Source organism: Microthrixaceae bacterium (genome assembly GCA_023957975.1).
In the GTDB taxonomy this organism is placed as follows: Bacteria; Actinomycetota; Acidimicrobiia; order Acidimicrobiales; family Microtrichaceae; genus JAMLGM01.
This window is the reverse complement of the sequence record JAMLGM010000008.1, coordinates 1-26,011: the sequence shown is the minus strand read 5'-3', so window position 1 is coordinate 26,011 and position 26,011 is coordinate 1. Positions and strand designations below refer to the sequence as shown.

The following is a 26,011-nucleotide window of genomic DNA, read 5'->3' as shown; positions in this document are numbered from 1 at the left end:
CCCCGACCGACCCCGGCCACCACTTGGGCGTTCTGTAGGTAATCGCGGTGCCCATAGCAACCGCGATTACCAACACAACGCCAGAGGGGGGTACAGAACGCCAGAGGGCGAGAGGGCCGGTTAGCGCAGGAGCGAGGCGGGCAGTTTGCGTTTGACGAGCTTGCCGGTAGGCAACCGCGGCAACTCCTCGACGAACACGACCGAGGTCGGGCACTTGTAGCGGCTGAGTTGTGCTCGACACGCCTCGATGAGTTCGGCCCCCAGCGCCTCCTCCCCGGCACGGGCCAGGGCACCCTCGACCGGCTGCACGACCGCCCGAACCGCCTCGCCGAAATCTGGATGCGGAACGCCCAGCACCACCACATCTGCCACCGCCGGATGGGCGATCAGCACGTCCTCAGACTCCTGCGGCGAGATGTTCACCCCACCCGACACGATCATGTTCGACGCCCGCCCGGTCAAATAGAGGTAGCCCTCCTCGTCGACGCGCCCCATCTCTCCAAGGGTGCTCCAACCGCGATGGTCATAGGCCTGCGCCGTCGCCGGCTCGTTGCCCTGATATTCGAAGCGGCCGGGTGGTTCGAACCACACCTCCCCCTCCTCGCCGACCGCGACTTCCTCCCCATCGGGACCGACGATGTGCACCGGCCCCGTGAGGCACTTGCCCACCGAACCCGGACGCTCGAGCCACTCCTGCGGTCCGACCGCGCAGAACCCGACGCCCTCACTGCCCGAGTAATACTCGTACACGATCGGCCCCAACCACTCCATCGCCGCACGTTTCACCTCCGGCGGACACGGGGCCGCGGCGTGCACGACGCAGCGCAGACTCGACAAGTCATAGCGCGCCCGCTCCTGTTCGGAGAGCTTGAGCAGCCGCACCAGGTGGGTCGGTACGAACTGTGCGTGGGTCACCCGGTACTTCTCGATCGCCGCAAGAACCGCGTGCGGCTCGAAGCGATCCATCACCACCGAGGTCGCTCCGAGCCGATGCATCGTGGTGGTCCATGCCGCCGGCGCCGCGTGATAGAGGGGCGCTGGGCTGAGATACACCGAGGTCTCATCGCCCCCGTAGAGGAACTTCACGAGCATCGCGAAGCCATTCGCTGTGCCGATGGGTTGGCCGTTGAACGCCGGGACCACACCTTTGGGCCGCGCGGTGGTGCCCGAGGAGTAGAACATCCAGTTGCCCTCGCACTCGTCGCTCGGCGGGGTCGTCGGCTGGTCGGCGATCGCATCGTCCAGTGCGACGAAGCCCTCGATGGGCCCCCCGACGCTGAATCGCCCTTCGAGCCGGCTCACCGAGTCGGAGGCCGCGATCGTGGCACCGACCTCCGCCACCGACCCAGACGCGAACAGCACTCGCGCCTCGCAATCGTCGATGATGAAAGCCGCCTCGTCCGCTCCCAGATGCCAGTTGATCGGCGTGACCAACAGACCCGACCGCAGGCCGGCCCACACGATCTCGAGAAACTCCGGCCGATTGTCGACGAGCACCGCCAAGTGATCGCCGACCCCCAAGCCGAGCGAGCGCATGAGGTTGGCGATCCGCAGCGAGCGGTCGTCGAGTTGCGCGTAGGTCACCACCCGGCCGTCGGAGGCGTTGATGATCGCCGGATGGTCGGGGGTTTCGATGGCGAATCGGCTCGGGAATTCCAGCGAGTCGGGCATGGTGGCACTCCGAAGGTGGCGGACTTCATACCTCACACGGATGCGCTGAGGAAAAACCGAGACTATCGTGATTTGAACAGTGACGCTTTTCTCATCGCGCAGGCGAAACTTTCCATCGCGTCAACAACGGGGGTTGCCATGACGGCCACGTCGGTCGAGTTCGATCCGTTCTCGCCAGAGTTCTTCAACAGTCCGTACGAGACCTATCGACGTCTTCGAGACGAGGCACCGCTGTACTTCAACGAGAAGTACGGGTTCTATGCGTTGTCGCGTTTCGAGGACGTCGTGGCCGCCCACCGAGACTGGAAGACCTACTCGAGCGCCCATGGCGTCGATCTCTCCACGCTGAACACCGACCCCGAGCTCATCAAGGCGCTCGGTTTCATCATCATGATGGACCCGCCCGAGCACGATCGCTTCCGGGGCCTCGTCAGCCGCGTGTTCACGCCCCGAGCCATGGCTGCGATCGAGCCGATGATCCGCGAGGTGATCGCCGGGGTGCTCGACGAGATCGGCGAGCGCGACACCTTCGATGTCGTTCAGGATTTCTCCGCGTTGTTCCCCGTCGAGATCATCTCGCGCATGGTCGGGGTGCCAGAGGGCGAACGCCAGCAGATCCGCCACTGGCTCGACATCACCTTGCATCGCGAGCCCGGCCAGATGGATCCGACCCCCGAGGGTGCCCACGCCATGATCGAGATGGCCGTGTACTTCCTCGAACTCACCAAGGAGAAACGAGCGAACCCGACCGACGACATGTTGTCGAAGCTCACCCAGGTGTCGGTCGAGCGCTCCGACGGCGAGTCGACTCAACTCACCGACCGCGAGATCTCGGGGTTCGCCACGCTGTTGGGCGGTGCTGGCGCAGAGACCGTGACGAAGCTGGTGGCGAATGCGGTCGTGTTGTTCGACGAGCACCCCGACGTGTGGCAACGCATCCGTAACGACCACTCGCTCATCCCCGCAGCGGTCGAGGAGATCCTGCGCATCCAGCCGCCGTCGCAGTACCAGGGCCGCTACTCCACCGCCGAGCGCACGTTCTCGGGCGGCACCATTCCCGCCGGGTTTCCGGTGCTGTTGTTGACGGGTGCAGCCACTCGCGACGAGCGCCAGTTCGACAACCCCGACGAGTTCAACATCGACCGACCGCCGGCGGTGTCGCTCGGCTTCGGCCACGGCGTACACAGTTGCCTGGGCGCCGCACTGGCCCGCACCGAAAGCCGTATCGCGATCGAGGAGCTCGCCAAGCGTTGGACCCGCCTCGAGGTCGACCATGACGGGCTCGAACGGGTGACGATGTCGAACGTGGCGGGGTTCTCGAACGTCCCAGTTCGCGCCCGCTCCTGACCGGCTGACCCGCTGACCGGCCGACCGGCCTGTTCTCCGATAACCAGTGGTCGTGATCACGACCACTGGTTATCGGAGAACGAGTCAGCGACGCACTGCTACCGACCGCGAAGGTCTCGCCACTGCCAAGCGGAGCCCTCGACGAGAAGCTCGGGATCGCCGGTCCACAATGTGGCAGCCCGGGTCTGAGCGAGCGATGCGGCGAACGCGTCGGCGTAGGACATTGCGACGTCGGCCTTGATTCGGGCGGCAGCCAGCACAAGCGATTCATCCGGCAGCACGGCCTCGACCCGAGCCCGCAGGTCGCGCACCGTCTCCATGGCCTCCGACTCACCGAACATTCGCCGAACGACGTAATAGACCTCACCCAGATTGATCCACGACATCAACGGTCGTCGATCCTCCAGGAGTTCGGCCACGAGCGACGCCGCCGGATCGGTGTTCTCCAGGTATCGCAACACCGCCCAGGAATCGAGGACGACGTTCACCGCGTCGACTCGCGTCGTCGGTCAGCTTCGCGCTCCTCGGCCAAGACATCGACCAGCGCTGCACCTTCGAAGCGACCGCGAAGCGGCCGACGGCCGCGCACCGGCCGCACTTCGACGTGGTCGCCGTCTCGCCAGAAGCTCACCTCGTCACCGGGTTCGATGCCGAGTTCGTCGCGGATCTGCTTCGGGATGACGACCTGACCCTTCGGCCCAACGCGGTGAGTCATACCGCCGAGTATAACCGTCCGCCGCCACTCACCGGCATGCCCACCCACCGGCCTGTTTCCCGATAACCAGTGGTCGTGATCACGACCACTGGTTATCGGAGAACAGGCGAAACGGCGCAACAGGCGGAGCGGGCGCGGCGGGCGCGTCAGCTGTTGCGGGCCGCGGACTTCTTCGGCGCCGTCTTCTTCGAGTTGCGACTCCGGCGAACCGGCAACCGCAGACGCGCCTCGACGCCGCTCAGCCATTCTTCGTCCACGCTCGCGCCGAGGCCCCGCAGGCAAAACAACGTGTTCGCGTATGCCGTCGGACGGCGCATCCCGGCGTCGTTGCCGAGCACCTCGGCGGTGATGAAGGTCGTGTTCATCGACATCAGTGTGAATGTCGACGTCTCGGGATCGACGTTGGTGATGTCGCCGCTCGCCACCGCGTCGCGAACCGCACCGATCAGGATCGCCGCGACGTTTCGCTGAGCGTCGGCCACCCGGTCCGGCTCGGATTCAGCGAGCTTCAGTCTCAGTCGGCTCAGCCCGCGATCCTGGCTCGGACGGCTGAATTCCGGCATCAGCACCGCCGACAACAACACGCCGCCGAGCCGTTCGAGCGGAGTGGAGAGGTCGGCCACCGCCTCTGTGATCATCCGGGCGTAGATCCGCATCGCCTCCTCGAACACGGCGAGCAACAGATCGTCCTTGCTCTCGAAGTACTGATACAGGGTGCGAAGCGACTGGCCGGCTTCGTCCGCGATCTCCTGAACCGTGACATCTGCGCCGTTGGAACGCTCGATCACCTTTTGCGCCGCAAGGATCAGGCTGTAGCCGCGGTCGACGGAGCGCTCGGTGGCGCTGCGCAGCGAACGCCCCACGACGCGGCGCTGCCAGTCGGCTTCCAAGACGTCGGTTGTGGAATCCGGGGTTGGGTCGTTCACACGTGATCCATCAGGTCGACAACGGTTTGGGCTTTGTGGCCGAGCAGCACCCGGCCGACGACCGCCATGTGCGCCCGCCAATGTTCCTCGGCCTCCTCGGCCTTGCCATCCGCGATGAGTTCGACGAGTCGGCGCTGCGACCGGGTACCCCGGCGACGCCAGGCGATCGACTCCTCGCTCTCATCGGCCCCGCTCACCGCTGCGACCGCTCGTTCGACCACTTCGTTGAGCATCTCGTTGACGATGATGAGCGTCTGGTTGTCGGCCAGCGCGACCAGTTCCGCGTGAAACCGTGCATTCGCAACACCCAGGGCGGCCGGGTCGCCGATCGACTCTTCCTGGGCCTCGATCAACGCGCGAAGTCGTTTCGCCGCTGCCTTGTGCCCGCGCGACGCCGCAACCGTGCGCACCGCCGCCGGTTCGATGATCGTGCGGGCCGCGTACACGTCGGCGAGCGCGACGTTGCGCGATGCCAACACGAGGGCCGCGGTGCGAGCGGTCTGGCGTTGATCGGGGTGATGCACCACCACCCCGCCGAGCACGCCGCGCCGCACGCTGATCAGCCCCTCGGTTTCGAGAATCCGCAGCGCCTCGCGAAGCGAGGGCCGCGACACCGAGAACCGCTCGATGAGCTCTGCCTCGTTGCCGAGCAACTCCCCTTCTTCGAACTCCCCCGACACGATCATCTGCCGCAGCGTGTCGGCCACCTGCTGGGGCTTTTCGCGGCGTTTCACCGACCCGGCGGCAGGGCTGGTTTGCTTGGGCGAATCGACCATCGTCGTAGAGAAATCCCTCGGTGCTGACAGAAGGTTCAGCGTATCAGCGGACTCCCCGAACATGATCGTGTCGACCCTTCGCCTTCAGTCGTTGGAGCGTGCGAGCGCCGCTCCGAGCTCGTTTGAACGCACGACATTGCCGCTGTTGACCTTTGCCTTGGTCGAACGGATCGACACGTCGTGGCCCGCGGCGTTCGCCCGCAACGCAGCCACCGTGCAGTTCTCGCGGCCGCCGAGCACCGAGAACGGGTCGAACCCGAAGTGCTTCATGGCGTTGAGGTGCGTGATGCGGTCGATGTCGAAGTCGCTCACGCCGTCGAAGTGCTCGGCGAGTTGCTCGGGCGAGTTCGGCCAGGTCGAGTCGGAGTGGGGGTAGTCGCATTCCCACATCACGTTGTCCATGTTGATGTAGCCGCGGCTCGCGACACCGAAGCGATCGTCGATGAAACAGGTCAGGATCTGCTCGGAGAACACCTCGCTCGGCAGACGACCGCCGAAGTCCTGTCCGGTCCAGATGTGGTGCTGTTTGTACTGGTAGTCGATCCGTTCCAGGAAGTACGGCACCCACCCGATGCCACCTTCGGACAGGGCGATTTTGAGGTCGGGGAATTTGCGCAATACCGGCGACCAGGTGAGGTCGGTGGCCGCCTGCACGATGTTGATCGGGGTGAGGGTGATGAGGCAGTCGATCGGGGCATCCGGTGCAGTGATGACGAGCGCGCTCGAGGAACCGATGTGCATGCACACCACGACCCCCTCCTCCGAACACGCCTTCCAGAACGGATCCCAGTGATCCGAATGCAGGCTCGGCCAGCCGAGCTTTGAGGGGTTCTCGGAGAAGGTGACCGCACGAGCACCCTTGGCCGCGGTGCGCCGCACCTCGCCCGCCAGCACCTCCGGGTCCCAGATCGCGGGGAGCGGGCACGGGATGAAGCGGCCCGGGTGGGTGCCGCACCACTCGTCGATGTGCCAGTCGTTGTAGGCCTGCACCATCGCGAGCGCGACGTCTTTGTCCTTCGTCCGGGCGAACAGCTGACCGCAGAACTGGGGGAACGACGGGAAACACAGCGAGCCCAACACGCCGTTGGCGTCCATGTCTTTGACGCGCATGTCGATGTCGTAGGTGCCGGGCCGCAGTTCGTCGAACGAGGTCGGTTCGATGCCGTACTCCTCGCGGGGGCGACCCGACACGGCGTTGAGCGCGACGTTGGAGATTTCGTTGCCCTCATAGACCCAGGCGTTCGATCCGTCGGAGCGGGTGATGAACTTCGGCGCGAGGTCGACGTACTTCGCCGGCAACCTGCCCTCGAACAGGTGGGGCGGTTCGACCACGTGATCGTCGACGCTGACGAGCACCATGTCTTGGGTCTTCATCGATTGCTCCTATCGCTCGTCGGCGTTCTTCAGCGCCGGCTTGTTGACCTGTTCCTTCATGCCGTCGAGCAGCATCATGATCGGCAGGCCGGTTTCGCTGATGGCGTTGCCGTGGCCGGTCTGATGGATGTCGAACACCGACTGAATGGCGGCGTAGAACCCCTGCACATCGAGGGTCTGGTTGACGGCGCGCTTCGCCTGACGAAGGGCGAACGGGTGCTGTTTGGCGATCGTCTCGGCGAGCGCACGGGTCTCGGAACGCAGATCGTCGAGCGCGACGACCTTGGTGACCATGCCACCCTCGAACGCCTCCTGGGCGGTCATCGCCCGACCGGTGAACAGCAGTTCCTTCGCCTTGCGCGGACCCCACTCCCAGGTGTGGCCGTGGTACTCGACGCCGCCGATGCCCATGGCGACCACCGGGTCGGAGAACCGGGCGTTGTCGGCGGCGATGATGAGGTCGCACGGCCACGCCAACATGAGGCCGCCTGCGATGCACACGCCCTGCACCGCGGCGAGGGTCGGCTTGGGGACGTTGCGCCACCGCAGCGAATACTCGAGGTAGCGCTTGGCCTCGATCTCGATGATGTTCGACAGCGTCCACTTCGTCGGCTGCTCATCGTTGCCGACCGAGGTGATGTCGTGTCCGGCACAGAAGTGCTTGCCATCGGCCTGGAGAATGATGACCCGCACCTCTGGGTCGACCGTCGCCATCTGGAAGGCCTCGTCGAGATCGTCGAGCATCTCGAGCGATACGGCGTTGGCCGCCGCTGTTCGCGTCAACGTGATCGTCGCGATCGCGTCGTCGACGGCGTAATCGATGAAGTCGGTCTGCACCTGTCCCCCTGTTTCCACCCAGGCGGCGGCCGTTGCTGCCACCCCGGGTAAAGTCTCACTTTCAGTATAGGAGCATAAGACTTTCCAATCGCCCCGCGCTGCCTGTCCTCCGATAACGAGTGGTCGTGATCACGACCACTCGTTATCGGAGAACAGGCAAGATGGGCAGGCATGATGGCCGGGGCCTGGTCGATGACGAAGGAGCAGAGGTAGATGCGGTTCTCTTTGGAGCTACCAACCCAACGAGTTGATCAGGCCGAGGAGTTCGTCTCGCTCGCAGCAATCACCGAGGTGACCGCTGCGGCCGCCCGGGCAGGCTTCGCAGCGGTCTACGTCACCGACCACCCCGCGCCCGACGCCAAATGGCTCGACCACGGCGGCCACCATGCGCTCGACCCGTTCGTCGCCCTCGGCATCGCTGCGACCGCCGATCCCAACATCGCGCTGCACACCAACATCTATGTCGCTGCCTACCGCAACCCGTTCCTCGGGGCCAAGAGCGTGCACAGTCTCGACGTCCTCTCGGGAAACCGGCTGATCCTCGGGGTGGCGGCCGGATACCTGAAGCCCGAATTCGCCGCACTCGGGATCGATTTCGCCAGCCGCGGAGCGCAACTCGACGAGGCGCTCGCCGTGCTCGACGCGGTGTACGGCGACGACGACGTCGTGTGGGAGGGCGAGGGGTTCTCCGCCCGCGGCGTGCGGTTGCGGCCCCGCTCGGTAACCGGTCGCCGACCACCGGTGTGGGTCGGAGGCAACAGCACCGCGGCGATGCGCCGGGCGGCCCGCCACGATGGCTGGGCCCCCTTCCACACCTCCGGGTACGCAAAGGCGTCGCGTACCGCAGCGATCGAATCGGTCGACGACCTCGCGGCGGGTATCGGGCGGGTGCGGGAACTGCGCACTCTCGGCGGCGATGCCCCAGGTGATGCGTTCGACATCTGCTGGTCCGAGGCGCTGCTCAGCGACATCGCAGCGTCACGCGATCACCAGTGCAGCCGGCTGAGCGCCCTCGAAGCGGTCGGCGTGACCTGGTCGAGCGTGGCGCTCGGCGGCGAGAACCGGGCCGAACTCATCGACACCATCGAACGATTCGGCCGCGAGGTCATCGCCGAATTCCCCGCCACCGAATTCCCCGCCACCTGACCGTTCTCCGATAACCAGTGGTCGTGATCACGACCACTGGTTATCGGAGAACGAGCCGGGAGCCGGGGGTCAGCACCCGAAGGAAGCAACATGGCACGCCGCCCACTCAATGAACTCGTCGCACCCGGCCACACCGCCATCGTCACCCAGGAATGCCAGGGTGCGGTCATCGGACCCAACGCCGGACTCGCCGAACTCGCGGCCGAGGCCCGGCGCGAAGCGATCCCGAACCTCGTTCGTCTGCTCGATGCTGCACGCTGCGTGGACGCCACCGTCGTGCACTGCCTCGCCGAGCGCCGCGCCGACGGACGAGGATCGAACCACAACGCACGGCTCTTTGCCGCCGCCGCCGGACTCGGGCTCCAACTCGAACGCGGCACCGAAGGCGCCTCGCTCCTGCCCGAACTCGGGCCGGAGCCGAGCGATCTCGTGCTCACCCGATGGCACGGGGTCGGCCCGATGGCCGGCACCGACCTCGACATCGTCCTGCGCAACCTCGGGGTGCGCACCATCATCGTGACCGGCGTGTCGGTGAACGTCGCGATCACCAACTTCGTGATGGATGCGGTGAACCTCGGTTACGACGTCGTTCTGCCCCGCGACGCCGTGGCCGGAGTGCCGACCGACTATGCGAACGCCGTCATCGACAACACGCTGTCGCTGCTCGCCACCGTCGTCACCACCGACGACCTGCTCGCCGCTTGGGAGTGAAGCTCGCTTGAGCCCGAGGTCGCCTGAGGCTGGCGATCGGGACCGATGCCGATGCCGATCCCCCGCTACGATCCCCCGCTACGATGACCGGGTCGACGACACGGGCCTGAGCGCCTGGTTGTACGACATCTCCCACCTCATTCGACCGTTTCGCCGCAGCGAGCGACGAGACATCCGTTTGGGGTGTTCAATCGAACGCGCGACCCCGAACAGGAGCCCGAGATGAGACGTCGAATGCTGAATGCGAAGATCCATCGGGCGACGGTGACCGACGCGAACCTGGACTACGTCGGCTCGATCACCATCGACCGCGACCTCATGGACGCCGCAGACCTCCTCGAATACGAACAGGTCGCGGTGGTGGACGTCACCAACGGCGCCCGACTCGAGACCTATGTCATCGAGGGCCCCCGGGGCTCGGGTGTCATCTGTGTGAACGGAGCGGCCGCGCACCTCGTGCACCGCGACGACCTCGTGATCATCATCTCCTATGTGGATGTCGAACAGGCCGAACTCGCCAGCCATGTGCCAACCGTCGTGCACGTCGACGCCGATAACCGCATCGTGTCCGAGGACATCGCAGCGAACGCCGCCGCGGCCTCCTGACGCTCGTTCTCCGATAACCAGTGGTCGTGATCACGACCACTGGTTATCGGAGAACGGGCAATGGGCCAGCACAATCAGCGGAACTGGCGGAAATAGCGACGTAATTGGTCGACGAAAATCTCTGGCTGTTCGAGCGCCGCGAAGTGCCCGCCGGCCTCGACCTCCTCGAACCATGCCAACGTCGGATAGGCCTTCTCGGCCCATCGCCGCGACGGCCGGATGATCTCCCGAGGAAACACCGTCACGCCCACCGGCACCGAGATGGCCGACGGCGCCTGGAGCTTCTTGAAATCCTGCCAATACAGGCGGGCAGATGACGCCGCGGTGTCGGTGAACCAGTAGGCGCTCACATCGTCGAGCATCTGGGTTCGACTCAACGCCGAGTCGGGGGTGCCGTCGTGGTCGGTCCACGCCCAGAACTTCTCGACGATCCACGCCAGCTGGCCCGCCGGGCTGTCCGCGAGCCCGTACCCGAGTGTCTGAGGCCGAGTCGACTGTTGCGACGAGTACCCCATCCCCGACTCGGCATGCTCCATCATGTCGGCGAGCGCGGCGGTCTCCGTCGGGGTCAGATCGCCCATCGTGTCCGGATCGGGGAAAGCGAACGGCATGTTGAGATGGATGGCGACCGGGCCGCCCTCCCCCAGCGCCCCCAACGTCGAGGTCACCCCCGAACCCCAGTCACCGCCCTGGGCGACATAACGCTCGTAACCAAACACGCCCATCAGCGCCCGCCACGCCGCGGCGATTCGGTCGAGTCCCCACCCGGTTTCGGTCGGCTTGTCGCTCCACCCGTACCCGGGCAGCGACGGCGCGACCACGTGGAACGCATCGCCAGCGTCTCCACCGTGGGCGACGGGATCGGTGAGCGGGCCGATGACGTCGAGGAACTCCACCACGCTTCCCGGCCAGCCATGCGTGAGGACCAACGGCAGAGCATCCGGTTCGGCAGAACGCGCATGAATGGCGTGAAAGCCGAGACCGTCGATGTCGACCTTCACCTGATCGAATGCGTTCACCCGATCAGCGAGGCCCATGTCGTAATCCCGGGCCCACCACTGACACAGGTCACGGACGTAGTCGAGCGGCACGCCCTGGCTCCAGTCATCGACCGGTTCGGGGTCGGGCCAACGAGTGTGTTCGAGACGACGGCGAAGATCCGCAATCTCCTCATCGGAGATCTCGACCCGAAACGACACCGGCTCACCGACCGCCAACCCATGCCCTGTCACATCACCCTCCGACACTTCACTCTCCGACACTTCACCCTCCCTCGAGAACCCCTTGGTGCCCGCCAGTGTTGTCGAGATCAGCGACGCTCGTAGGCGATCCCCGCCGCTGCGGGGTCGTACGCGTCAGAGATGGCGACCAGACCGAGGACGGCGCTGCGTCCGGGGAGCATGAATGCGCCGGCTTCGTCGTAGAACGATTCGAACTTCTCGTTCACTTCGCCAAGGATGACCCAGGTCTCCAGCGCGCTCGCCAGGCTCGCGGTGACATCGCCACCGGGCTAGTGAATGAAGGCCTCCCATAACCCTATATCGCCCACCGGAAGGTCAATGCGTAAGGCACCAGCGGTTCGCTAGCTCTCGAAATCCGAAGCCGCTGGGTGACGAGCGACCAAGACACAAGACAGATCACCGAACTGAGCGCTAACATGATTCAGAATCGAAATGAATAGCTTCGGTGACTAAATCCACGAGATCCTGACGGCCCTAATCAACGATCGAGTGCACGCTTATTTCACACCCAACCGAATCTTGAGCGTGGCCTGTTTCACTCCATCAGATACGGACTCTGCCGTTTCAAGCGGAGATGTCTTCGCTCCGGTCCGAACCATTTACCGGGCACCATCCTTGATTAATATGGATACGGAGCATGTCCGGACGGTTTTACCGGTCTAGCGAGGGCGGTTCCTACGCATAGCCGTAGACCTGTGCGTGGTCAGACCAAGACGGCAATGCAAATACGAACGAGCGCGGAATGGGATTATATCCGCGGACAAATATGTAATCATACTTCCGATTCCATGTCGCTACCGAAGAGATGACCGAGTGCGTGTACGCCGTAACGCACGATGGCACTCCAGCACAAGCGGCATCGACCTTCGTGTACCCAAATATGGAAGGCGAATCTAGAGCAGCCTCGGATGGGATGGCATTCGCATCCAATCCAAGAATCAGCGGGGAGGTACCGTGAACCGACGCAAGAGCTTCGTTCATCTGGTAGACACGCGTCATAGCATGGCTGCCATTGACGAGATGGGTCGAGCAGACGATATGATCAACTCCCATGAATCGGGCCGCAATACACCCAATACCACGTTGCTCCTGCCCAGGAATGCTTCGGTTCTGGCCAGCCGACTGCGCAGAAAACGGTAGATCTCGACTGAACGCGACAGGATTGCCGAGTGCAAGCGCAAAGTTACCGAACTGCGTGCAGTCCGTACGAGGGTTTCCGTTTTTTACAGGTGTCAATGTTCGATTGAACACATTTTGATAGACCGGCAACCCCAGGTACGCCAGACTGACGGCAACAGCCCACAGGTGCTCTGCACAGGCTTCCTGGACGGCCAGCCCGAATATCGGTGCCCCCATCGACCAGTTGTAGTAAAGATCTTGAGCGATCAGGCCCCCAAGTTCAGCAGCGGGATTCATTGTTCCCGCCTGGGCCCCTCTCAGGCCATATATATTCCATTGATAGGCAAACCTGACGCCTGACCCAGTGTGCATCTGTTGCGTTCCATGAACATCGGCTGAGGCATCGAATCCGGATGTAAAGAGCATAACGGTTACCATCACTATCGCAGCAAGGATGTACCCTTTCTTCACCGGATTGGCGTCATTTCGTTGACCTCGAGCCCGTGTTCTGTAGCTAAGAGCAGCCCATCCCACACTCGACCAAGTATCTGGACCTTGGCACTCTGTTGCACCAGAGCCTGAACCATCGTTTCACATTCAATGTCCGAGCATGCCACGGCCGACGTACTTGTACCCACGGAGCCAACCAAGACAAGCACAGCATTCGACGCGGACCTGACGCCCGTCGCCATCACGGGCGCCTCACTGACCTTCATCCTCGGCTCGACCGCTGTGAAATCATCAAGATTCACCCGGCTCGCTGAGGTCACTCCAGGCCCGTCGACCCGCCGCTGTGTGCCCACAACGACCTTCGAGGTACAGGCGAACCCGAAATCCCAGTCGGTCGCTTCCGCGAGAGCAAACTCGCCTGAGGTAGGATTCCATCGCTTGATCGTCGTACCTCGAACCTGATCCCACGACTGGGGCAGACGTGTTGCTGGGTCCACCGCGCCGTCCACCGTGGGAAACCACCAGATGATGTCCCCGGTTTCGAGGACGCACATCCCACCGGAGACCGTTATCTCGTCGAGAGTCGGGCTCACGTCCTCTGCCACCGTCGCCCAAGTCATCGCGTCGTTGGACAGGTACCACCCCATCGCCGTCTCACCGAGCCGTTGTGTGGCCGCGATCCAACCGCTCGCCGTACCCCAAAGGCCGACGAGCGACTCATTGTCTCCACCAGGAAGATCGGCGCGCCGACTCCACTCCCTCGACTCCAGATCGAGCGTTTGCAGTTGAGCGGATCCGCAAGGCTGAGTTGCATCCTGGGCGAAATCAGACGGACACTCGGCGACCGCCACGAGCACTTCGCGCTCCCGCACCGCCAGCGCGGAGATCGCCGACCGCTCCACGCTCAATTGCGGTGTTTCAACCCAATTCTCTTCACCTGTGTTGCGCCAGAAGACCCGCCCGACAGCACGCCATTTCCGCTCGCCGTCGACCTCGGGCGTCAACTCCGTATCAGCGACCACGACTTCGACCGCTGCCGACGCCACGAGCGGCCCCCACGTCAACTCATTCATCGGCTCAACGTCGACATTTGGAACGCCTGAGATCGGTGACGACTGAGGTTCTGATCGTCGTCCAATTTCCTCGGACTCATCACCACAGCCGGAGAGCATTGCCGCAGCAACGAAAGCCAAGACCGCAATATCGCATCTCTTACGCATGCCTCACTCTCCTAGACTCTGCTCTAACCCGTGATCCTTCACGGGGTGATATGGGTTGAGAGTTCCCGATCACGACAGGTGCCCTAACTCGTGGGCCTTTCTGGGTGTTATGAAGCGGCCAGAGGAGTAACGAGGAAGGCACTTGACGGATGAAAGCTACCAGCGCGCGCAAGGTGAAAGTACAGGCCGACGGAACAGGCGTCGTCGCTCATGTTTGAGCGCCGCGTGTGGGTACAGCGACCACACTCGTGCCCGCCAGTGTTGTCGAGATCAGCGACGCTCGTAGGTGATCCCCGCCGCTTCGACATCCCACGTCGCCGCCGTGACCCCCTCGTCACGCAACTCCCGCTTGAGCACCCGCCCGACCGGGCTGCGCGGCAACTCGGCGCGGAACTCGACATAGCGCGGCAGCGCAAAGTACGGCAGTTCGTCGAGGCACCAGCGAAACAGCTCCTCTTCGCTCACCTCCTCACCGACTGCGATCGTCGCGGTGACTTTGAGGTCGTCCTCGGTGAGTTCGCTGAACACCGCATGCACTGCGACGTCCGCGATGGCCGGGTGCTTCATGAGGATCCGTTCGACCTCGAAGCTCGAGATGTTCTCGCCGCGCCGCCGCAGGTAGTCGGCCTTGCGATCGACGAAGTACAGGAACCGGTCCTCGTCGATCCGGCCGATGTCGCCGGTGTGATACCACCAGTTCCGACTCGTCTCGACCGTCGCATCTGGCCGACCCCAGTACCCCTCGAACATCACCTGGGGGCGCTTGGGCCGAATGACGATCTCGCCGTCGGTACCGGTGGGCAACTCGTTGTCGTCATCGTCGAAGATCCGCACGTCGAAATAGGCGTCGTTCACCACACCGGCCGCAGCGGGTCGGTTGGTCACACCGGGCGGCAGCCACGAGATCATCGACGCCTCGGTCACCCCGTAGCCACCGCTGAACGTGGCGACCCCGAAGCGACCCTTGATCGTCTCGTCAACCTCGGGGGGCAATGGCGCCGCGGCCAACAACCGCAGTGAGGAGTTCGCCGACTCCGACCCCGACCGCGGCATCTCTGGACGGTCCTCGTCGTGAGCCAACAGGTACGCCATCGTGCCGAGCGTGGAGGTGATCGTCGCTCCGGTCCGGTTCATCTCCGGCCAGAAATTCGACACCGAGAACCGACGCGAGATCGCCGAGCGACCACCGAACACCAGCGGCCCCAACACGGCGGTCACGAGCGCGTTGAAGTGAAACAGCGGCAACGGTGTCCACACGACGTCGGTCGCCGTGCGCCCCCACATCGTGCCGATCTGTTCGGTGAGCGCCACGTGATAGTTGTGGCTGAGCATGCACCCTTTCGACGGTCCGGTCGTGCCGCCGGTGTAGACGAAGGTCGCCAGATCACCGGGTCGTGCGACGGCTGCTGGTCGCGAGTCGTCGGCGGCGAGCAGTTCGCCCCAGCTCATGACGTGCTGCACCCCAGCGCCACCTGCTCCACCAGCCCCAACGCCAGGCCCTGAGCCAGCCGCGAGCGCTCCGATATCGCCGATCACCACGATATGGTCGAGGTTCGCCACACGATCGACCACCGCGGCGACCCGATCGGCGAAGGACTCCTCCACCACCAGCACCCGCGCACCGGAATCGACGAGTTGGTGAACGAGGTAGTCGCCTTTGTAGGCGGTGTTGATCGGCACGGCGACGACGTTGCCGCGCACCGCGCCCCACCACACGAGCATCGCCTCGGGCGAGTTCTCGATCAGCGTGGCCACACGGTCGCCGGGCGACACGCCCAGTCCCGCATAGGAATTCGCGATGCGGTTCGCCACCGATTCGACCTCGGCGGCGCTGAATCTCGTCCCGCAGACATCGAGGTAGTCGCCGTCGGGATCGGTGTCGAGGCGTCGGTCCAGCACCGCGTTGCAGGTGCGCGGATCGCACGGGGTCCAGATGTGATCGCCCACGCTCAGGCCTCTTCACCGAAGCTGTTCTCCCGAAAGAAGAACGAGTTGGCGTTGCCATACAGCCAGTTGTCGCGAACGTCGTCGGGCAGGTCGAGCGCGTCTGCCTCGGCGAGCAGTCGTTCGTGTTTGAGCACCGGGTAGTCGCTGGCGAACATCACCCGTTCCTTGCCTCGAGTCCGCATGAAATGCAACAGCACCTCAGGCAGATACTTCGGCGCCCAGGCAGAGGTCATCATGCGCACGTTGCGGTACTTCAACATGATGCGAATCGCTACCTCCCACCACGGATCGGCGCCGTGCATCATGACGAGGCGAAGTTCGGGGAACCGATAGAGCACTCGGTCGAGGTGGATCGGGTTCTGCGGCTCGGCGGGCAGCGGCGGGCCGGGCATGCCCATGTTCATCGACAGCGCCAAGTCGAGTTCGCAGCACTTCACATACAGCGGGTAGTAGACGGCGTCGGTGGGCGGATACATGCCGTCGCCCCAAAAGCTCGGTCCGACCGACGCGTAGGCCACCGGGTTGTTGGCGACGAAGGCCTCGAGGTTCGCCAGGTTCTTCATCGGCTTGAGCAGATCGAGGCCGCCGACGCCGAGGGCGAAGCGATCTGGTCGGGCCTCGACGAAACGCAGCGAACGGGTGTCGACATCGTTGACCTGGCAGATCAGGATCGCCTTCTCGACGCCCTTTTCATCCATCAGATCGATGAGTTCACCGAGTTCGGGGCTCGAGAAGAACGACTCGTCGGCCTTGAAGTAGTCCTCTTTGACCCGCGTCATGTAGTTGGCCATGTAGCGGTCGGCGAAGTCGACGTTGACGAGACAGTCGATCACTCGAGTCATGCGGTCCCCCTGAGATCCGAACGGTGTTGCACCTGCCGCGGCCGCGGCCCGTGCCGGCAGCGTTTTGGAACATCCTACGGTGTTTGGAAAGTCCTACTGTACACATTTGGAAAGTGACACTTCACAATCGTGTACGGTGCTCAGGCGACCGATTCGAAGGGGGAACATCAGCGTGACGAACAGTTCGACAACCGCGACGACCGACGAGCCTCATCACGAACTGCGCGAGGAACTTCGGGCATGGCTGGCCGAGAACTGGGACCCCGGCCTGAGTGTCGAAGTGTGGTGGCGCATCGTCGGCGACGCCGGCTGGACCGCCCCGCATCTCCCGCCGGAACAGGGTGGCCGCGGGCTGTTTCGTACCGCTGTCAACACGGTGCGGACGATGTTCGCCGAGGCCGGAGCCCCTCGCCCGCCGGGAGGGCTCGGGCTGTTGATGGCCGCGCCGACCATCCTCGCCCAGGGCACCCCCGAACAGATCGAGCGCCACGTCCCGCCGATCCTGCGCGGCGAGGCGAACTGGTGTCAGCTGTTCAGCGAGCCGGGGTCTGGGTCGGACCTGGCGGGGTTGACGACGCGGGCCGACCGCGACGGCGACCGTTGGATCATCAACGGTCAGAAGGTCTGGAGCTCGATGGCACACGAGTCCGACTACGGCATGTTGTTGGCCCGCACGAATTGGGATGTGCCCAAGCACGCCGGGATCTCGTGGTTCGCATTCAAGATGGATCAGCCGGGGGTGACCGTGCGGCCGCTGCGTGAGATGACCGGCGACGCCGTGTTCAACGAGGTGTTCTTCGACAACGCGGTGGTCGACCACGCCGATCTCGTCGGTGGTCAGGACAACGGTTGGACCGTCACTCAGACGACGCTCTTCTTCGAACGCACCGGATTGTCGAGCGGGGCCCATGCCGGATGGCCGGTGCCGGGGCCCAAGGGTGGGTTCTGGGGACGCAACGCCGCGGACGCCGGCCGTGACGAACTCCCGACCACCGACATCATGGTTCGCTACCCGGAGTTGGTGGAGTTCGCGCAACGCAGCGGCAAGAACACCGATCCGTTCGTGCGCCAAGACCTGGCACGGCTCTACACGATCAACCAACTCGCCCGCTGGAACGGCGAACGGGCGAAGGCCGAGCTCGCGAGGGGCACCGATTCGGGCGTGGCGAGCGTCGGCAAGCTCATCCAGACGATGATCACCAAGACCTCCGCCGCGCTCGGGGTCTCCCTCGCGGGAGCGGACGCAATGATGGGCATCGGGTCGGGAACCACGAAGGGCCGGTTCGGCTCCGCCATGGTGTTCTCGCCGGCGTCGGGCATCTACGGGGGCACCGACGAGATCCAACACAACATCATCGCCGAGCGCACCCTCGGTCTTCCCCGCGAGGACCTTCCCGGCAAGGGGCAACCCTACGGCGAGGTGCTCCGTGCGATACGCGAACGCTGATTGCGCGGCACCGCCGCCTGTTCTGCGATAACCAGTGGTCGTGATCACGACCACTGGTTATCGCAGAACAGGTCGAACGGCGGCTCAAACCTCTACAGACATACACTGACAACTCATCAAACACCACATTTCAAGGGGGCAGATCCGTGGACCTCAACGGTAAGAAGGCAATCATCGTCGGCGGCGCATCCGGTATGGCCAAGGCATCGGCCGAGCTGCTCGCTCAGCGAGGCGTGTCGATCGCGATCCTCGACCAGGCGACCTCCAACGGCGCCGCGGTCGCCGAGTCGCTCAACGGCACGTTCCATCCGCTCGACGTCACCGATCACGTCGGCACCGAAGCCGCCATCAACGACGCCGTCGAGGCGCTCGGCGGTCTGCACATCTCGGTGAACACGGCGGGTGGCGGCGCCGGCAAGCGCACACTCACCAAGGAAGGGCCGCACCCGCTCGAACTCTTCGAGCACACGGTGAATCTCAACCTCATCGCCTCGTTCAACGTCGCCCGCCTCGCCGCCGCCCACATGGCCACGAATGAGCCGGAGGACGAGGAGCGCGGCGTCATCATCTCGACGGCCTCGATCGCCGCCTACGAAGGTCAGATCGGCCAGGTTGCGTACACCGCGGCCAAGGCGGGCATCGCCGGCATGGTCCTCACGATGGCCCGCGACCTCGGCGGCCTCGGCATCCGCGCCCTCGCCATCGCGCCGAGCCTGTTCTCCACCGGCCTGACCGAGGGCATTCCGGACGAGTTCGCCGCCATGCTCACCAAGGACGCCGCCTTCCCCAAGCGCATGGGTCGCCCCGAGGAGTACGGCAAGCTCGTCGTCGCCATCGCCGAGAACCCGATGTTGAACGGTCTGTGCATCCGCCTCGACGGCGGCCAACGCTTCGCCCCGAAGTGATCGGCCGACGCATCCAACCGTTCGCCACCACCCGAAAAGAGTGTCGTGACCAGTGAGCACACCCTGGTGGAGCGTGACGGTGGCCTGGTCACCGTCACCCTCAACCGCCCCGAGAAGAAGAACGCCATCAATTCGCCGATCTGGATGGATCTCGACGAGATTCTGCGCGAGGTCGAGTCGAACCCGGCCGACCGGGCGCTCCTCCTCACCGGAGCCGGGGGCAACTTCTCCTCCGGTGCCGACCTGAGCGGAGGCCTGTCCGCCAAGCCCGAGCCGGGTTCGCCCGAGGCACTCGCCGCCGAGGAGAGGATTCGCGCGGCGGAGGCGGCCGGCGAGCGGGTCGACAAGGGTGGGCTCACCGGCAAGGGGCGCCAGCTCATCATTCACGACATGCGTCTCGTCGGCGACATCATCCAGCGGCTCCAACGGTTGCCGAAGCCGACCATTGCCGCGGTCGACGGGGTGGCCATCGGCGTGGCCCTCGGGCTGGCGGTCGCCTGCGATCTCGTGGTGGCGTCGGAGCGTGCGACATTTCGTGAGGTGTTCGTCCAGCGCGGACTGGCCCTCGACGGCGGTGCGTCGTGGACCCTGCCGCGACTCATCGGCCTTCGCCGTGCCAAGCAGATGACCTTCTTCGGCGATGCGGTCGATGCGGCAACGGCGCTCGAATGGGGCCTCGTCAACGAGGTGGTGGCGCCCGACGATCTGATGGCGACTGCGACCGAGTGGGCGCAGCGTTTGGCGAACGGACCGACGACCGCGCTGAGCATCATCAAACGCCTCCTCGAGTCCGGGCTCGATTCCAGCATCGCCGATGCGCTGGAAGACGAGGCCCGCGCCCAACACATCGTGTTCGGCACCCAGGACTTCCGCGAGGGCATGACGGCGTACTTCGAGCGACGTCCCCCGAACTTCATCGGCGAGTGACGGCCGCGCTGCGGTAGGTTCCTCGCTGGCCGAGCAGGCCGGACGAGGTTGGTCCGGGTTGGTCCTCTCGAGGTGGACTGATCGACTTGGGGAGGGATATGTCATCGACGCGCAGGATCGGAGCCGAGGATTCCGAGAGTCGCGCCGCCCTGCTCGATGCCGCCGAGCGGTTGATCCTCACCGACGGGTACGCGGCGGTGACCTCACGAAAGGTCGCTGCTGAGGCGGGGTTGAAGCCTCAGCTCGTCCACTACTACTTCCGCACGATGGACGAGCTGTTCGTGGAGCTGTTTCGTCGACTGGCCGAGGACGGGCTCGTTCGCCAGGCGCAGGTGCTCGAATCGCCGCGACCGCTGCGAGCGCTGTGGGAGTTCAGCAACCAGCCCACCGGATCGGCCTTTGCCATGGAGTTCGCCGCCCTGGCGAATCACCGCAAGGACATCCGGGCCGAGATCGGTCGATTCGCCGAGGCGTTGCGCGCACAACAACTCGAGATCATGACCGAGGTGTTCGAGCGATACGGAGTCGACGTCACGTCGTACCCAGCGGTCACGTTGTTGGTGCTGATGACCAGCGTGAGTCGGCTGCTCGTCATGGAAGAACGCCTGGGCATGTCGACCGGCCACGCCGAAACCCGCGCCCTCGTCGAACGACTCATCGACCAGTTCGAGCCCTCATAGCCCGAGGGTGGCGAATCGCGATTCCCAGGGAATCCACAGGGATCTCTTTCGGCGCACGGAGGTTGGCTACGTAGTTTCGACGACACAGCATCAGTACTTCCCTGCGAATAAGGACCCCGCGATGTACCGGATTTCGACACACATACGACGAAGCGCTGCAGCACTGGGTGCGGCCGCACTCATGGCTGCGACCGGGTGCTCGAATGACGAGGCTGTCGAGTCGAACCAAACGAGTTCCACGAACCCCGCGAACTCCGACTCGACCACCGACTCGACCACAGCCACGACGGCCACCAACGTCGATGCGGCTGGCGACGTCGATTGGACCACGCTGCCGTCGACGGACGTCACCTTGAGCGACGACGGCCTGGCGATCACCGACGCCGGAACCTACGTCCTCACCGGCTCCTCCACCGGGCAGGTCACTGTGAACGCCGCCGGAGCCGTGCGCATCGTGCTTGACGGCGTGAACATCGAGAGCACCGCGGGTGCGGCGATCCAGGTCGACCAGGCCGACCTCACCGTCATCGAGTTGGCCGACGACTCCGACAACTCCATCTCCGATGCGGCGACGCGTCGCGACGAGGACATCGATGCAGCGATCTACTCCTCCGATGACCTGGTGCTCACCGGCAACGGGATGCTGAATGTCACGGCGAACTTCGCCGACGGCATCGTCGGACAGGGTGACCTGGCGATTACCTCGGGCACCTATGCCCTCACCACCGTCGACGATGGCATCCGAGGCACGGATTCGCTCACGATCGACGGCGGCACGATCGACATCGTCGAATCCGTCGAGGGGATCGAAGCACCGGTGATCGTGATCGATGACGGCGACATCACCATCAACGCCTCAGATGACGGCATCAACGCCTCCGCATCGGACATCATCACCACCGGCCTGAGCATCACCATCAACGGCGGTCGAATCACCATCGTGATGGCTTCCGGCGACACCGATGCGATCGACAGCAACGGCGATCTCACGATCACCGGCGGCACGATCGATATCACCGCCCAGTCCGCGTTCGACTTCGACGGCACGGGGACACTGACCGGGGGCACGATCACCGTCAACGGCGAATCGGTGACCGAACTCACCAACCAGATGATGGGCGGCGGCGGAATGGGCGGCGGCCGCCCCGGCGGCGACCCCGTCGGGCGCTGAGCCTCGGCTCTCGCGACTACCCAGCGAGGATCCCTCCCCCGTTTCAAACTTCCTTTTGGCGGGCGCGCTCTCGGGAATGGCGCGGCCGGCGCCCGCTCGGCCGACAGGCCGTCATCTGGTCAGGCGTTCGACGAGGTTGGGCATGTGGCTCTCGATGGATGCGAGCATCTCACTCTTCGTGACTGGTGGTCGACGCCGCTTGCGGATGAGGGAGTCGACCACTGACACGACGTCCGCAGGAGCCGACTCCCAGAGTGTCGTCATGAAGGTGTCGAGGTCGACGCCGCGAAGCGCAAGACCCGAAGCGACGATCTCGTTGCGGAGGCGGCCGTCATTGGTGACGACGAGCGTTGCCTCCCCTTGGAGCGCCGCGCCGACAACATGGCGATCCTTGGGGTTGATCTCAACAGGAACGCCCCGTGTCTCGGCTTCGACCAGCTGATCATCAAGCACCGACCGCATCGCTACCACCCGGCTGCGGATCGCTTCGGAGGGGAGGTGGGGGAAGCCATCTATCAGCGTGCGCTCGACCTCATCCAACACCGTTGTCGAAACGACAGGTTCGTAGAGGCCGTGATCAAAGGCAGTGAGCAGAACGTCGCATGCGATGATCGGGACGAGCACATTGGCGTCGAGCCCCACGACGAGGCCGGACATCAGTCGTAGAGACCGAGCTCCTCGGCCTGGCGGGTCATCTCGTCAAGGGCGCCCCCGCGGCGCTTGGTGGCACCGTCGCGGTACGCGAGCACGTCACCCAGGGGGAGGCGGCGATGCGTACCGACCATGTGGGCGGGAAGCTTCCCCGCCTCGATCATCCGCACGACGGTCGGGCGGGATACGCCGAGCACGGCGGCAGCCTGCTCGGTCGTAAGGCTGTCGAAAGAACGCAGCACCAAGGGGCGTTCGCCGTCGGCGGCGGCCGCTAGAACTTCAGCCAGCGCCTCGGCAACGGCGTCGGGAAGATCGAGCACCGTGCCGTCCTCAGCCGTGACCCGAGGGCGGCTCCCGGCGCGGTCAAGCGCCTGCCGTACCCGATCACGCTCTTCGGTAGTTAGCGCGCTCACGGCAACCACTCTACCCCTAAACGAAACAAACGAACACTCCTCCGTTTCTTCCTGCCGGCTCCTTCAAACTTTCTGCCAAAAGCGACACCACGTGTCACTTACGGCAGAAAGTTCGCGTGAACGCGCTCGTGAGTCAGTGGGTCAGTCGCTCGGGGCGGACGCGGCGGCTTGTTGGCGGAGCTGTTCTTTCACGACCTTGCCGGTCGCGTTGATCGGTAGCTCGTCGACGAAGGCGAATCTCCGCGGCGCCTTGTAGTTCGCCATCTCGGCGCGGCTCCACGCGATGAGTTCCGCCTCGGTCGCCTCGACTCCGGGAGCGCGTACGACAAATGCCATGCCCACCTCACCCAGTCGCTCGTCGGGAATTCCGATGACCGCGACCTGCTGCACCGCGGGGTGACGCAAGAGCGAGTTCTCGATCTCGGCGGGATAGGCGTTGAACCCGCCGACGATGAACATGTCCTTCGAACGGCCCATGATCCGCAGATTGCCGTCCTCGCCCAGCGCACCGAGGTCGCCGGTGCTCAGCCAACCGTCGGCGGTCAGCGTGTCGGCGGTGGCGCCCGGATCGTCGAGGTACTCCAACATGATCGAGGCACCTCGCAAGACGATCTCCCCCGCCTCACCGGCCGGTAGCTCGGCGCCATCGGAGTCGACGATGCGCAACTCGAAACTCGGGCGCGGCCGACCGACCGTCGTGGCGATGACCTCGAAGTCGTCCCCCGGCGAGGTGGCCACCGCAGTACCACCCTCGGTGAGGCCGTACCCCGTGACGATGACCTCGAACGGCAACTCGGTGTGCATGCGCCGAATCAACTCGACCGGGATGTCTGCCGCTCCGGTCACGGCGACACGCAGACTCGACAGGTCACGCGATCCGCCCGACGAATGATCGAGGATCGACTGATAGATCGTCGGCGCCCCCGGCAACACGGTGATTGCATCGGACTCCACCCGATCGAGCACCCGATCGACATCGAAGACCGCCTCGGGATACATCGTCGCCCCCGCGGCGATCGCCGCGAGAATGCCCGCCTTCAACCCGAACATGTGGAAGTACGGGTTCACCATGAGGTAGCGATCCCCACCACGAAGCCCCGTCATCTCCACCCAGTCGAGCGCCACACACAGGGTGCGACCGTGCGTCTGCACAACCCCCTTCGGAACGCCCGTCGTGCCGGAGGTGAACAGGATGTCGCTGCGATCGTCCGCGCTTAACGCGGCGCCGCGTCGATCGACCTCCGCCAGCGCGGATTCGGTCCGTGCTGATTCTGCGAGCGCTGATTCGCTCTCGCCGGCCACAAACTCGTCCCAGCCGACCGCACCATCGGGAACCGGACCGGAGATGACGATCGTGGCACGTAGCTCGGGCAGTTCCACCCCGCTGTTGCGCACCAGGTCGACGAGATCGGTGTCGAGAAAGTCGGTGACGGTCACGAGTGCCGTGGCGCCGCTTCGCCGCAGGATCTCCGCCGCCTCGCGTCCCTTGAAGCGCGTGTTGATCGGCACGAGCACCGCGCCGATGCGCCACAGCCCCAACACGGCAACGATCCACTCCACGGAGTTGGGTGCCCAAATGGCCACGCGGTCGCCCACCGCTACCCCACCCTCGACGAGCGCCGCCCCGAACCTTCGCGAGCGCTCGTCCAGTTCGGAATAGGTGAGCCGGGTGTCGCCGTCGACGACCGCCGGCTGGTCACCGAGTCGCTCGACCGTGCGGGCCAACAGCTCGGCGATCGAACCCGGCGCGTCGCCCGCTCCCGCCCTCATCGCAGCACCGCGTCCTCGACGTTCATGAGGCGGGCGAGGTTGGCACCCATGATCTTGCGCACGGTCTCATCGGGAAGCCCTTCAAGCTCGTTGACGTAGCTGGCCGGGTCGGCCAACCCCTCGGAGTGCGGATAGTCGGAACCGAACAACACGTGATCGACGCCGATCAAATCAGCCAACGCCCCGAGGTCTTCCTCCCAGAACGGACTCACGTAGATGTTGCGCTTGAACACGTCGATCGGATTCTCGAGGAAGTCCTGGGGCATCTTCTTGTAGATGTCGGCGAGGTTCTTCAACAGCGGCTCGACCCAGCTACTGCCGTTCTCGACGACGGCAACCTTGAGGGTCGGGAACCGCGACAGCGCACCGTGCACGATGAGCGCAGAGACCGAATCCTCGATCGGACGCCACTGGGCGAGCATGCGAAACGCCTGGGGTTGGAACGGCAGGAACTCGGTGTCGCTGCCCATCCAGTCGTTCATGTACCGCTCGTATCCGCTGTCGGAGGCGTGCATGGCCACGAGGATGTCGTGTTCGGCGACGCGCTCCCAGAACGGGTCGAACTCGGGAAGGCCGAACGAGCGTGGCCCGCGGAACCCGGGCACCGGCGCAGGCCGGATGAGCACGACCTTGGCGCCGCGCTCGACGACCCAGTCGAGTTCCTCGATCGCTTTGTCGACGATGGGCAGCGAGATGACGGGGGTGGCGAAGATGCGGTCCTCGTAGTTGAACGTCCAGGTCTCGTGCATCCACTGGTTCAGTGCGTGGGTGACGGCGTGGATCAGTTCGGGGTCGTCACGCATGCGCTCCTCGACGAGGCTGGCAAGCGTCGGGAACATGAGGCAGCGGTCGATGCCCTGCTCGTCGAGCAGTTCGAGTCTCGGGGCCGGTTCGCGAAACGCCGGGATCGAGCGCATGGGCTCGCCGAAGATTTCGCGGCGGCTCTTTCCCTCGGGGTTGCCGACCCGGAAGTACTCCTCCTGGGCGCCGGGGCGGGCGACGACGTCGAAGGTCGGGTTGGGGATGTAGTCGCTGATGTGGCCGCGCACGACAATCTTGGTGCGACCTCGAACGTCGATGTAGTCGATGGCCCCCTTGTAGCGCTCCGGGAGGTACTTG

Annotated in this window: 26 protein-coding genes; 9 read left to right on the top strand and 17 right to left on the bottom strand. The window is 64.6% G+C overall.

The features are described from left to right. Positions 1 to 120: 120 nt before the first annotated feature. Entirely contained in the window at positions 121 to 1,671 is a 1,551-nt protein-coding gene (locus M9952_11905; protein ID MCO5313625.1) for an AMP-binding protein, read from the bottom strand. A gap of 138 nt (positions 1,672 to 1,809) precedes the next feature. Between M9952_11905 and M9952_11900 the strand changes: the two genes are divergently transcribed. Beyond that, on the top strand, positions 1,810 to 3,018 hold the full coding sequence (locus M9952_11900; protein ID MCO5313624.1) for a cytochrome P450: 1,209 nt from the start codon (positions 1,810 to 1,812) through the stop codon (positions 3,016 to 3,018). Between the two features lie 98 nt (positions 3,019 to 3,116). Here M9952_11900 and M9952_11895 read toward each other — a convergent pair whose 3' ends face one another. From M9952_11895 to M9952_11870, 6 genes are all read right to left on the bottom strand, one after another. Continuing rightward, positions 3,117 to 3,506 (bottom strand): type II toxin-antitoxin system VapC family toxin, encoded by a 390-nt coding sequence (locus M9952_11895; protein ID MCO5313623.1) that lies wholly within the window; start codon positions 3,504 to 3,506, stop codon positions 3,117 to 3,119. Further along, positions 3,503 to 3,733, bottom strand: a complete 231-nt coding sequence (locus M9952_11890; GenBank protein ID MCO5313622.1) for an AbrB/MazE/SpoVT family DNA-binding domain-containing protein — start codon at positions 3,731 to 3,733, stop codon at positions 3,503 to 3,505. The genes M9952_11895 and M9952_11890 overlap by 4 nt, the downstream gene beginning before the upstream one ends. 146 nt (positions 3,734 to 3,879) lie before the next feature. After that, positions 3,880 to 4,659 carry a TetR/AcrR family transcriptional regulator gene (locus M9952_11885; GenBank protein ID MCO5313621.1) on the bottom strand — a complete coding sequence of 260 codons (780 nt, stop codon included), beginning with the start codon at positions 4,657 to 4,659 and terminating at the stop codon, positions 3,880 to 3,882. After that, complete coding sequence (locus M9952_11880; GenBank protein ID MCO5313620.1) at positions 4,656 to 5,435, bottom strand: GntR family transcriptional regulator; 780 nt, start codon at positions 5,433 to 5,435, stop codon at positions 4,656 to 4,658. The genes M9952_11885 and M9952_11880 overlap by 4 nt, the downstream gene beginning before the upstream one ends. Positions 5,436 to 5,519: 84 nt before the next feature. Then, on the bottom strand, positions 5,520 to 6,809 hold the full coding sequence (locus tag M9952_11875) for an amidohydrolase (GenBank protein MCO5313619.1): 1,290 nt from the start codon (positions 6,807 to 6,809) through the stop codon (positions 5,520 to 5,522). Between the two features lie 9 nt (positions 6,810 to 6,818). Next, the gene (locus tag M9952_11870) at positions 6,819 to 7,688 is read right to left on the bottom strand and encodes an enoyl-CoA hydratase (GenBank protein MCO5313618.1); all 870 of its coding nucleotides are present in this window, start codon (positions 7,686 to 7,688) and stop codon (positions 6,819 to 6,821) included. A gap of 171 nt (positions 7,689 to 7,859) precedes the next feature. Between M9952_11870 and M9952_11865 the strand changes: the two genes are divergently transcribed. The 3 genes from M9952_11865 to M9952_11855 all read left to right on the top strand — a co-directional run bounded on the left by M9952_11865 (position 7,860) and on the right by M9952_11855 (position 10,109). Continuing rightward, a complete protein-coding gene (locus tag M9952_11865; GenBank protein ID MCO5313617.1) occupies positions 7,860 to 8,792 on the top strand; it encodes a TIGR03619 family F420-dependent LLM class oxidoreductase in 933 nt (310 codons plus the stop codon). Between the two features lie 90 nt (positions 8,793 to 8,882). After that, the gene (locus M9952_11860) at positions 8,883 to 9,503 is read left to right on the top strand and encodes a cysteine hydrolase (GenBank protein MCO5313616.1); all 621 of its coding nucleotides are present in this window, start codon (positions 8,883 to 8,885) and stop codon (positions 9,501 to 9,503) included. 222 nt (positions 9,504 to 9,725) lie between these two features. Then, on the top strand, positions 9,726 to 10,109 hold the full coding sequence (locus M9952_11855) for an aspartate 1-decarboxylase (GenBank protein ID MCO5313615.1): 384 nt from the start codon (positions 9,726 to 9,728) through the stop codon (positions 10,107 to 10,109). Between the two features lie 74 nt (positions 10,110 to 10,183). Here M9952_11855 and M9952_11850 read toward each other — a convergent pair whose 3' ends face one another. The 6 genes from M9952_11850 to M9952_11825 form a co-directional block, all read right to left on the bottom strand. Further along, positions 10,184 to 11,341 (bottom strand): epoxide hydrolase, encoded by a 1,158-nt coding sequence (locus tag M9952_11850; GenBank protein MCO5313614.1) that lies wholly within the window; start codon positions 11,339 to 11,341, stop codon positions 10,184 to 10,186. Positions 11,342 to 11,418: 77 nt separating this feature from the next. Further along, the gene (locus M9952_11845; protein MCO5313613.1) at positions 11,419 to 11,556 is read right to left on the bottom strand and encodes a hypothetical protein; all 138 of its coding nucleotides are present in this window, start codon (positions 11,554 to 11,556) and stop codon (positions 11,419 to 11,421) included. Positions 11,557 to 12,025: 469 nt separating this feature from the next. Further along, entirely contained in the window at positions 12,026 to 12,895 is an 870-nt protein-coding gene (locus M9952_11840) for a hypothetical protein (protein ID MCO5313612.1), read from the bottom strand. Positions 12,896 to 12,936: 41 nt separating this feature from the next. Beyond that, complete coding sequence (locus tag M9952_11835; GenBank protein ID MCO5313611.1) at positions 12,937 to 13,992, bottom strand: hypothetical protein; 1,056 nt, start codon at positions 13,990 to 13,992, stop codon at positions 12,937 to 12,939. Between the two features lie 417 nt (positions 13,993 to 14,409). Beyond that, positions 14,410 to 16,086: an AMP-binding protein gene (locus M9952_11830; GenBank protein MCO5313610.1), complete on the bottom strand. Its 1,677-nt coding sequence runs from the start codon at positions 16,084 to 16,086 to the stop codon at positions 14,410 to 14,412. Positions 16,087 to 16,088: 2 nt separating this feature from the next. Continuing rightward, on the bottom strand, positions 16,089 to 16,928 hold the full coding sequence (locus tag M9952_11825; GenBank protein MCO5313609.1) for an amidohydrolase family protein: 840 nt from the start codon (positions 16,926 to 16,928) through the stop codon (positions 16,089 to 16,091). 172 nt (positions 16,929 to 17,100) lie between these two features. Here M9952_11825 and M9952_11820 point away from each other — a divergent pair, with 172 nt between their 5' ends. The 5 genes from M9952_11820 to M9952_11800 all read left to right on the top strand — a co-directional run bounded on the left by M9952_11820 (position 17,101) and on the right by M9952_11800 (position 22,058). Then, on the top strand, positions 17,101 to 18,375 hold the full coding sequence (locus M9952_11820) for an acyl-CoA dehydrogenase family protein (protein MCO5313608.1): 1,275 nt from the start codon (positions 17,101 to 17,103) through the stop codon (positions 18,373 to 18,375). 146 nt (positions 18,376 to 18,521) lie between these two features. Next, positions 18,522 to 19,280 carry an SDR family oxidoreductase gene (locus M9952_11815; GenBank protein ID MCO5313607.1) on the top strand — a complete coding sequence of 253 codons (759 nt, stop codon included), beginning with the start codon at positions 18,522 to 18,524 and terminating at the stop codon, positions 19,278 to 19,280. Positions 19,281 to 19,325: 45 nt separating this feature from the next. Next, positions 19,326 to 20,207: an enoyl-CoA hydratase-related protein gene (locus tag M9952_11810; protein ID MCO5313606.1), complete on the top strand. Its 882-nt coding sequence runs from the start codon at positions 19,326 to 19,328 to the stop codon at positions 20,205 to 20,207. A gap of 98 nt (positions 20,208 to 20,305) precedes the next feature. Beyond that, positions 20,306 to 20,887, top strand: coding sequence for a TetR family transcriptional regulator (locus M9952_11805; GenBank protein MCO5313605.1), 582 nt, complete (start codon positions 20,306 to 20,308; stop codon positions 20,885 to 20,887). 121 nt (positions 20,888 to 21,008) lie between these two features. Continuing rightward, complete coding sequence (locus M9952_11800) at positions 21,009 to 22,058, top strand: carbohydrate-binding domain-containing protein (GenBank protein ID MCO5313604.1); 1,050 nt, start codon at positions 21,009 to 21,011, stop codon at positions 22,056 to 22,058. A gap of 111 nt (positions 22,059 to 22,169) precedes the next feature. Here the strand turns inward: M9952_11800 and M9952_11795 are convergent, their stop codons facing one another. From M9952_11795 to M9952_11780, 4 genes are all read right to left on the bottom strand, one after another. Continuing rightward, on the bottom strand, positions 22,170 to 22,715 hold the full coding sequence (locus M9952_11795) for a PIN domain-containing protein (GenBank protein ID MCO5313603.1): 546 nt from the start codon (positions 22,713 to 22,715) through the stop codon (positions 22,170 to 22,172). After that, entirely contained in the window at positions 22,715 to 23,122 is a 408-nt protein-coding gene (locus tag M9952_11790) for a helix-turn-helix domain-containing protein (GenBank protein MCO5313602.1), read from the bottom strand. The genes M9952_11795 and M9952_11790 overlap by 1 nt, the downstream gene beginning before the upstream one ends. 141 nt (positions 23,123 to 23,263) lie before the next feature. Further along, the gene (locus tag M9952_11785) at positions 23,264 to 24,892 is read right to left on the bottom strand and encodes a FadD3 family acyl-CoA ligase (protein MCO5313601.1); all 1,629 of its coding nucleotides are present in this window, start codon (positions 24,890 to 24,892) and stop codon (positions 23,264 to 23,266) included. Continuing rightward, on the bottom strand, positions 24,889 to 26,011 hold a 1,123-nt coding region (locus M9952_11780), incomplete at its 5' end, for an amidohydrolase (GenBank protein ID MCO5313600.1). The genes M9952_11785 and M9952_11780, both read right to left, overlap by 4 nt.

Coding starts and splice junctions, on each gene's coding strand:
- M9952_11865 (MCO5313617.1), top strand. CDS start 7,860: ATGCGGTTCTCTTTGGAGCTACCAACCCAACGAGTTGATCAGGCCGAG.
- M9952_11905 (MCO5313625.1), bottom strand. CDS start 1,671: ATGCCCGACTCGCTGGAATTCCCGAGCCGATTCGCCATCGAAACCCCC.
- M9952_11900 (MCO5313624.1), top strand. CDS start 1,810: ATGACGGCCACGTCGGTCGAGTTCGATCCGTTCTCGCCAGAGTTCTTC.
- M9952_11860 (MCO5313616.1), top strand. CDS start 8,883: ATGGCACGCCGCCCACTCAATGAACTCGTCGCACCCGGCCACACCGCC.
- M9952_11880 (MCO5313620.1), bottom strand. CDS start 5,435: ATGGTCGATTCGCCCAAGCAAACCAGCCCTGCCGCCGGGTCGGTGAAA.
- M9952_11805 (MCO5313605.1), top strand. CDS start 20,306: ATGTCATCGACGCGCAGGATCGGAGCCGAGGATTCCGAGAGTCGCGCC.
- M9952_11875 (MCO5313619.1), bottom strand. CDS start 6,809: ATGAAGACCCAAGACATGGTGCTCGTCAGCGTCGACGATCACGTGGTC.
- M9952_11840 (MCO5313612.1), bottom strand. CDS start 12,895: ATGCTCTTTACATCCGGATTCGATGCCTCAGCCGATGTTCATGGAACG.
- M9952_11825 (MCO5313609.1), bottom strand. CDS start 16,928: ATGACTCGAGTGATCGACTGTCTCGTCAACGTCGACTTCGCCGACCGC.
- M9952_11795 (MCO5313603.1), bottom strand. CDS start 22,715: ATGTCCGGCCTCGTCGTGGGGCTCGACGCCAATGTGCTCGTCCCGATC.
- M9952_11890 (MCO5313622.1), bottom strand. CDS start 3,733: ATGACTCACCGCGTTGGGCCGAAGGGTCAGGTCGTCATCCCGAAGCAG.
- M9952_11835 (MCO5313611.1), bottom strand. CDS start 13,992: ATGAATGAGTTGACGTGGGGGCCGCTCGTGGCGTCGGCAGCGGTCGAA.
- M9952_11785 (MCO5313601.1), bottom strand. CDS start 24,892: ATGAGGGCGGGAGCGGGCGACGCGCCGGGTTCGATCGCCGAGCTGTTG.
- M9952_11855 (MCO5313615.1), top strand. CDS start 9,726: ATGAGACGTCGAATGCTGAATGCGAAGATCCATCGGGCGACGGTGACC.
- M9952_11800 (MCO5313604.1), top strand. CDS start 21,009: ATGTACCGGATTTCGACACACATACGACGAAGCGCTGCAGCACTGGGT.